4 protein-coding genes and 3 pseudogenes are annotated in these 6,369 nt (G+C 66.6%); 4 read left to right on the top strand and 3 right to left on the bottom strand.

Annotated features, from left to right (window positions below; translation table 11 throughout):
- Positions 1-905: 905 nt before the first annotated feature.
- The 3 genes from AB0I18_RS13365 (at position 906) to AB0I18_RS13355 (ending at position 4,660) form a co-directional block, all read left to right on the top strand.
- On the top strand, positions 906-2,447 hold the full coding sequence (locus AB0I18_RS13365) for an alanine/glycine:cation symporter family protein (protein WP_363105556.1): 1,542 nt from the start codon (positions 906-908) through the stop codon (positions 2,445-2,447).
- Between the two features lie 741 nt (positions 2,448-3,188).
- Positions 3,189-4,487: a Na+/H+ antiporter NhaA gene (gene nhaA, locus AB0I18_RS13360; protein ID WP_363105555.1), complete on the top strand. Its 1,299-nt coding sequence runs from the start codon at positions 3,189-3,191 to the stop codon at positions 4,485-4,487.
- Positions 4,484-4,660, top strand: coding sequence for a hypothetical protein (locus AB0I18_RS13355; protein ID WP_363105554.1), 177 nt, complete (start codon positions 4,484-4,486; stop codon positions 4,658-4,660). The genes nhaA and AB0I18_RS13355 overlap by 4 nt, the downstream gene beginning before the upstream one ends.
- Before the next feature lie 142 nt (positions 4,661-4,802).
- Here AB0I18_RS13355 and AB0I18_RS13350 read toward each other — a convergent pair.
- Positions 4,803-5,214 (bottom strand): annotated as a pseudogene (locus AB0I18_RS13350) (alpha/beta hydrolase); the annotation flags it as partial.
- Between the two features lie 29 nt (positions 5,215-5,243).
- A pseudogene (locus tag AB0I18_RS13345) lies at positions 5,244-5,669 on the bottom strand (transposase); the annotation flags it as partial.
- On the opposite strand from AB0I18_RS13345, the pseudogene AB0I18_RS13340 reads away from it, so the two are divergent.
- A pseudogene (locus AB0I18_RS13340) lies at positions 5,663-5,898 on the top strand (IS5/IS1182 family transposase); the annotation flags it as partial. The pseudogenes AB0I18_RS13345 and AB0I18_RS13340 overlap by 7 nt on opposite strands.
- 42 nt (positions 5,899-5,940) lie before the next feature.
- On the opposite strand, the gene AB0I18_RS13335 reads toward AB0I18_RS13340, so the two are convergent.
- Positions 5,941-6,363 (bottom strand): hypothetical protein, encoded by a 423-nt coding sequence (locus AB0I18_RS13335; protein ID WP_363105553.1) that lies wholly within the window; start codon positions 6,361-6,363, stop codon positions 5,941-5,943.
- Between the last annotated feature and the right edge of the window lie 6 nt (positions 6,364-6,369).

Here is a 6,369-nt window from a genome sequence, read left to right as displayed (position 1 = left end):
AGCGGTAAGGGTGAAGATCTCCGCCACGGCCAACACGGCTGCGACGATCAACCAGATCAGCCATAGATCCATTGCGTGCCTCTTCTGACCGGCGCAGGTGCGAAGGGCTTGAACTCTCTCCATTGGACTCGACACCGGAGAGTCGCGGTACTGCTGGGACAGAGAAACCTTGCCGGACGAGCAGGGATGTATTGCTACAACCTATCGCAAGAAACGATTTCACCCTTTTACATAGCTTTACCCATGCAGAGAAGATCACTCACTTCACGCAGACGAGTCGGTCTCGAAGCAGGACGCACCGAGTGTCGGCGACTGGTGAGGCAACGCGGAGAAACTGGATGCCCTGACCCTAGGCAGGGCAGGAAACTGCACACATCGCCACCTGGGCGCATGACGGCGCCTCGCGCCGTCGGGAATACCGGCTGCTGCCCGGGACGCACCCACCGGAGCCAGCCGACTGGCACGCCAGCCACCGCCAGGCACCGGACTCCGAACCAGTGAACGGACAGCCCGGGTAGACCCGGGCCTGGCAGCACCCACATCACCGTGCCGGAGAGGCTGACCGGGCTCGCCTGCGGCGGATTGCAGCCGGTCGGGCAAGGACACGACGCGGTAGCGCCGGTGGGGGCGAAGGGCACGACCGCCAACCCGGTCATGAGCCGGTCGCAACCGCGCCGCACTCTCTCAGAGAACGCTCAAATCCCGATAACGATCGCGCTACCACCCCTGCGGATTGCACCCCAAAGGCTTTCCGTTGTGACTTGAGTCACTCAAGGCCGTATTGGGAAGTGATAGGACTTCCCAATTCCTTCATGGGGCGGCCTTTGCCATACGCGCAACGCCCCTTTGCCTGTCCCCACTGCTGTGCCACGCCCTCACGTCCCCGTCCCACCGAGGTGCACCTGATGTCACTCGAGTCCGTCACCACATCCATCGACGATGCCGTCAGCGATTTCTTCGAACCCGTCGCTAAGGAGGTCGGCGAGGTCGTCTTCTACGCCGTCCCCGTCGGCGACACCGACCTTCCGCTCATCGTCGCCTGGCTCGTCGTCGCGGGCCTGATCTTCACCACCGTGTTCGGGCTCATCCAGGCACGCAAGTTCGTACTCGCCACCAAGGTCGTGCGCGGCAAGTACGACGAGGAGGGCTCACCCGGTGAGGTCAACCACTTCCAGGCACTGACCGCCGCCGTCTCCGGCACCGTCGGCCTCGGCAACATCGCCGGCGTCGCCGTCGCCGTCAGCATCGGCGGCGCCGGCGCCACCTTCTGGATGATCCTCTGCGGTCTGCTCGGTATGGCCACCAAGTTCGTCGAGGTCACCCTCGGTGTCAGGTACCGGGAAGAGCACGAGGACGGCACCGTCTCCGGCGGCCCGATGCACTACCTGCCCAAGGGCCTCGCCGAGCGCTTCGGCAGCGGCGGCGCCCTGTTCGGCAAGGTGCTCGCCGTCCTCGCCTCCATCATGATCCTCTTCTTCGGCCTCTTCGGCGGCAACCTGCTCCAGGTCAACCAGAGCTACGCGCAGATCGCCTCGACCACCGGCGGCGAGGACGGTTTCATGGCCTCCTCCGCCGGTGCCATCCTCTTCGGCCTGGTGATCTCCGCCCTGGTCGGCCTCGTGCTGCTCGGCGGCATCCGCTCCATCGCCTCGGTCACCAGCCGGCTCGTCCCGGCGATGGCCGGCCTGTACATCGTGGCCTGCCTCGTCGTCATCCTGACCAACGTCACCGCGGTGCCCGACGCGATCCAGACCATCTTCGAGGGCGCGTTCCAGGCCGACGGTGTCACCGGCGGTGTGATCGGCGCCCTGATCGTCGGCTTCCAGCGTGCCGCCTTCTCCAACGAGGCCGGCCTGGGCTCCGCCCCGATCGCCCACTCCGCGGTCAAGACCAAGCACCCCGCGAGCGAGGGCCTGGTCGCCCTCCTTGAGCCGTTCATCGACACGGTCGTCATCTGCACCATGACCGCGCTGACCATCATCATCGCCAACCCGGCCAGCTGGGCCGAGGCCCGCGGGGGCGAGAGCATCGGCGGCGTCACCATCACCTCCGACGCCTTCGGGACCGTACTGCCCTGGTTCCCGGACGTACTGACCGTCGCAGTGCTGCTGTTCGCCTTCTCCACGATCCTGACCTGGGGCTACTACGGCCTCAAGGCATGGTCGTACCTCTTCGGGAAGAGCAGGACCAGCGAGAACGTCTTCAAGGCCATCTGGAGTCTGTTCGTCGTCCTGGGCTCCCTGCTCTCCCTCGACTCGCTGATCAGCCTGGCCGACTCGGCACTCTTCATGCTGTCGGTGTTCAACATCATCGGCCTCTACCTGCTGGCCCCCTACGTCAAGAAGGAACTCGACTCCTTCCTCGACTTCGTCCGGGCCCGGGGAGCAGGGACCGCCGCGGCCGACCAGGACCCGGAGGGCGAGCGGGAGCCCACCAAGGCTGTCTGACCCCCGCATCGGCCGTTTCGGCACAGGGGCCGCTTTGTACCGTCCCTCGATACAAGGCGGCCCCTCGTCGTCGAGGGGGGTGTCGACCTGCAGGCGGGTCGCGGAACGCAGGGCGGTGGGGGGGGGAACGGCTTGTGCCGTGTGGGTACGCCGACGGCGTCCTTGATTGCGCAGGGTCCAACTGCGCTGCTCTCCGGACGTGCGCCAGGAGCCCAGCGCTTACGGCTCGACGGCCGCATCTGGCTGACTCCCATGAGGATGAGTCCGGAGAACATGAGGGCATTCGTCCCAAAAAACTGGAACTCCCAGGACGGTTTCGGCACGACGTGGAAGTAGAACAGCCCCTGCATCACGCAGGTCGCGCCCACCAGTAGCGCTCCGAGCCCGTAGACCCGGGGGCGGGTGACACGGCGGCTCACCCAGGGCGGCGGCCTCCGCGTCGGCAGTATGCGGCTGTCTCGGGCCTCTCCAAAAGCCCGCTACCAGCCGCGCCCACGGCTGGTCGATTGGCCAAGATCGCCCGGATCCGCAGCGCCACGACCTCGGCGTGCCGCGCTCAGCCGGATCGTGGACCCCTGCTGCCGGCATGGGTTCCGCTGGCTGTGGGGCGGCCTGGGCACGGCAGCCTGCTGCGGATAGGGTGTAAAGAACGCGTCAAGAAAGCGCGGGGTGTGCCGGGAAGTCTGGTCGGCGTCCTAGGGGCCGTGTGCCCTTTTTCCGACACCCCGGAGGTTCGCCGTCTTGGCCGACGCCCCACGCTCCCGCTCCCCCTTCCTGGGCCTTCTGCCCTGGCCGGAACGTCAGGCTGTTGCCCAGGCGTTGCGTACGGAGACCGTCGGCGGGCTGGTCCTGCTGGCCGCCGCGGTGGTGGCCCTGGTGTGGGCGAACAGCCCGCTGGCCTCCTCCTATACCGACATTCGCGACTTCCACTTCGGGATACCCGCACTGGGTCTCGATCTGTCGGTCGGCCACTGGACCTCCGACGGGCTGCTGACCGTCTTCTTCCTGGTCGCGGGGATCGAACTGAAGCGGGAACTGGTGGTCGGCTCGCTGCGCACCCCGGCCACCGCCGCGCTGCCGGTCATCGCCGCCGCGTGCGGCATGGCGGTGCCGGCCGTCTTCTACGTGGCCACCGCCGCGGCCGGCGGGGGCAGCATGGACGGCTGGGCGGTGCCGATGGCCACCGACATCGCCTTCGCCCTGGCGGTCCTGGCCGTCATCTCCACCCACCTGCCGACCGCCCTGCGCGCCTTCCTGCTCACCCTGGCGGTCGTCGACGACCTCGGTGCCATCCTGATCATCGCCCTCTTCTTCACCTCCGACCTCAACTACTGGGCGCTGGCCGGCGCATTGGCCGGGCTGGTCGTCTTCTACCTGCTGCAGCGGCTGCGGGTACGCGGCTGGTGGTGGTACCTGCCACTCGGCGTACTGACCTGGGCGCTGATGTACAACGGCGGAATCCACGCCACCGTCGCCGGCGTCGCCATGGGCCTGATCCTGCGCACCACCCGGGACGAAGGCGAGCAGGCCTCGCCCGGCGAACGCACCGGATACCTGCTGCATCCGCTGTCCGCCGGGATCTGTGTGCCGCTGTTCGCGCTGTTCGCCGCCGGGGTCAGCGTCTCCGGCGACGCGCTGGGCAAGGTGTTCACCACCCCCGAACCCCTCGGCGTGGTCATCGGCCTGGTCGCGGGCAAGATCCTCGGCATCTTCGCCGGCACCTACCTGGCCGCCCGCTTCACCCGCGCCCAGCTCAACCCCGAGCTGGCCTGGGCCGACGTCTTCGGCCTCGCGACGCTGGCCGGCATCGGCTTCACCGTCGCCCTGCTCATCGGCGAACTCGCCTTCCCCGGCACCGCCGTCGGCGAGCATGTCAAGGCCGCCGTTCTCATCGCCTCCCTGACCGCGGCTCTGCTGGCCGCCCTGCTCCTGCGCCGCAGGAACGCGGTCTACCGCCGTCTGTACGAGGAGGAGAACATCGACGAGGACGCCGACGGCATCCCCGACATCTACCAGCGCACCCAGAGCAGCGGTCCATGACACCGCCACAATCGCACCGCCCGCTGGCGACCGCAGCGGCATGGCTCCTGATCTGCGTACTGGCCACCGTGGCCCTCATCCTCACCACACCAGCCTGGGGCAAGATCCTCTGGCTGATCGCTGCCGCCGCCGCCCTGCGCACCGCTGTCCAGTGCGCGTGGCGCGCACGGTGAACACGACGCCGCGCTGGTGACGCGCAGTACTGTCGGTCCTCGCATGGTGGGCGGTCGTCCCTCTTACGCCATGGCTGCTGAGCAACACTCTCGCTCAGCCCGCCCACCCAACGTCAGCGTATCCATGCCTGCGGTACAAGAACCAGCCGCCGATCTCCTTGGGAATGTTCGGATTCGGGCCGCCGGGACGGGCTTCGACGAGCACAAGTCCGCTCACGATTTCAGGGTGGGAGGCGGCGGTAAGCATCGCGATGTGGCCGCCGAGCGACTGGCCGACCAAGAGCGGTCGCTCCAGTCTCAATTGCTCGATAACGGCGACGACGTCGGCGATGTAGGCGGCGCACGAGACATCTTCCGGATACCGCTCGCTGGCGCCGTGACCGCGCTGATCGACCGTGACCACGCGAAACCGTTCACTCAGGCGTCTGACCAGCGTCTCATTCGCCCGCATGACCGGCCAGTCCGTGCAGCAGCACCACGGGGTGGCCCCCTCCCCCGTCACGACAGACCACCCGGACGCCATCCCGCAGGACGAGCCGCTCGGACCCACTCATGCCAACTCCCAACGCAGTCACCATCCCGATCAAGTCGCACGAATCTGGCCGCGCTCGACGAGCCGGCCTCGTTCGAAGGGGGCTCCGGCGCGAACGAGGGCGACGAGATGGGGTACGTTCACGGCCCGCCAGCGGGCCTGTGCAGACTCGACTAGCTTGAAGACCATGGCGACCGCTGCGCGGCTGCCTGCGCCCTTGGTGACCCTTGTTCGTAGCCGGACGGTCACGAAGGTCGACTTGATGGGGTTCGGTGACTCCAGTACCCAGCAGGATGAGTCGTAGAACGCCAGCAGTTCGTCTTCGTCGTCGACGATCTGCTTGACGGCCTTGGGGATCTTCGCGCCGTACTGCTTGGCGAACGCCTTGACCGCGGTCGCTGCATGCTCGCGGTCCTCGGCATTGCAGATGTCCTGGATGGCCTTCTTCGCAGCGGGCTGGGCCGACTTCGGAAAGGAAGGACCAAGTCGCCAGCCAGAGGAAGTAGGGACTCCGGGGCAGTCGGCCCGCCAGCCACGACGCCGACCTCTACAAGACGAGGAATACCGTCGAGCGGCTGATCAACAAGCTCAAAGCTTGGCGAGGCGTCGCCACCCATACGACAAGATCCCGGACAGCTACCTCGCCGGATTACGCCTGCACGCCTCAATGATCTGGATCAAAGACCTCAGCCGGACCGCCAATTGATCACGACCCGATACGCGCCCTGGCACCCCTGAATAGCAGAGATCAGCGGCCAGGCGATCGCTCACGGCGCTTCGTTCGTCGCGCGCGACGGGCGGCGATCACGCCGAGGTCGGAGCGCATGTGGGGCGGCACAACGAACCTTGGTGTGTTGAACAGGACGACGGCGACTTCCAGCATCACGCACAGCAGGACTGTCCCCAGTGCAACCACAAAGAGGCCCAGCGCGACTCCGGTTAGTTCCACGTCCGTCGATCCCAAGAAGATCAGGGCTGTGATTCCCCACAGCGAGGCAGCCGTAAGACCGAGTGAGCGCACCTCACCACGCTTGGTCTCTTTGCCGAAGGGGAGGAAAGCGAACGTTGCAATGAAGAAATCAACCTGCCGAGCATCGCGCCAGAGCTGGACGGCTTTCCAAGTCATGAAGACGGATCCGAGCGCGAAGAATGCGATCAGAAAATACGCCATCGCTGT

It is taken from the genome of Streptomyces sp. NPDC050704, from assembly GCF_040654355.1.
GTDB lineage: Bacteria > Actinomycetota > Actinomycetes > Streptomycetales > Streptomycetaceae > Streptomyces.
Note: the sequence above shows the minus strand (reverse complement) of the source record. Positions and strands in the feature narration are given on the sequence as shown.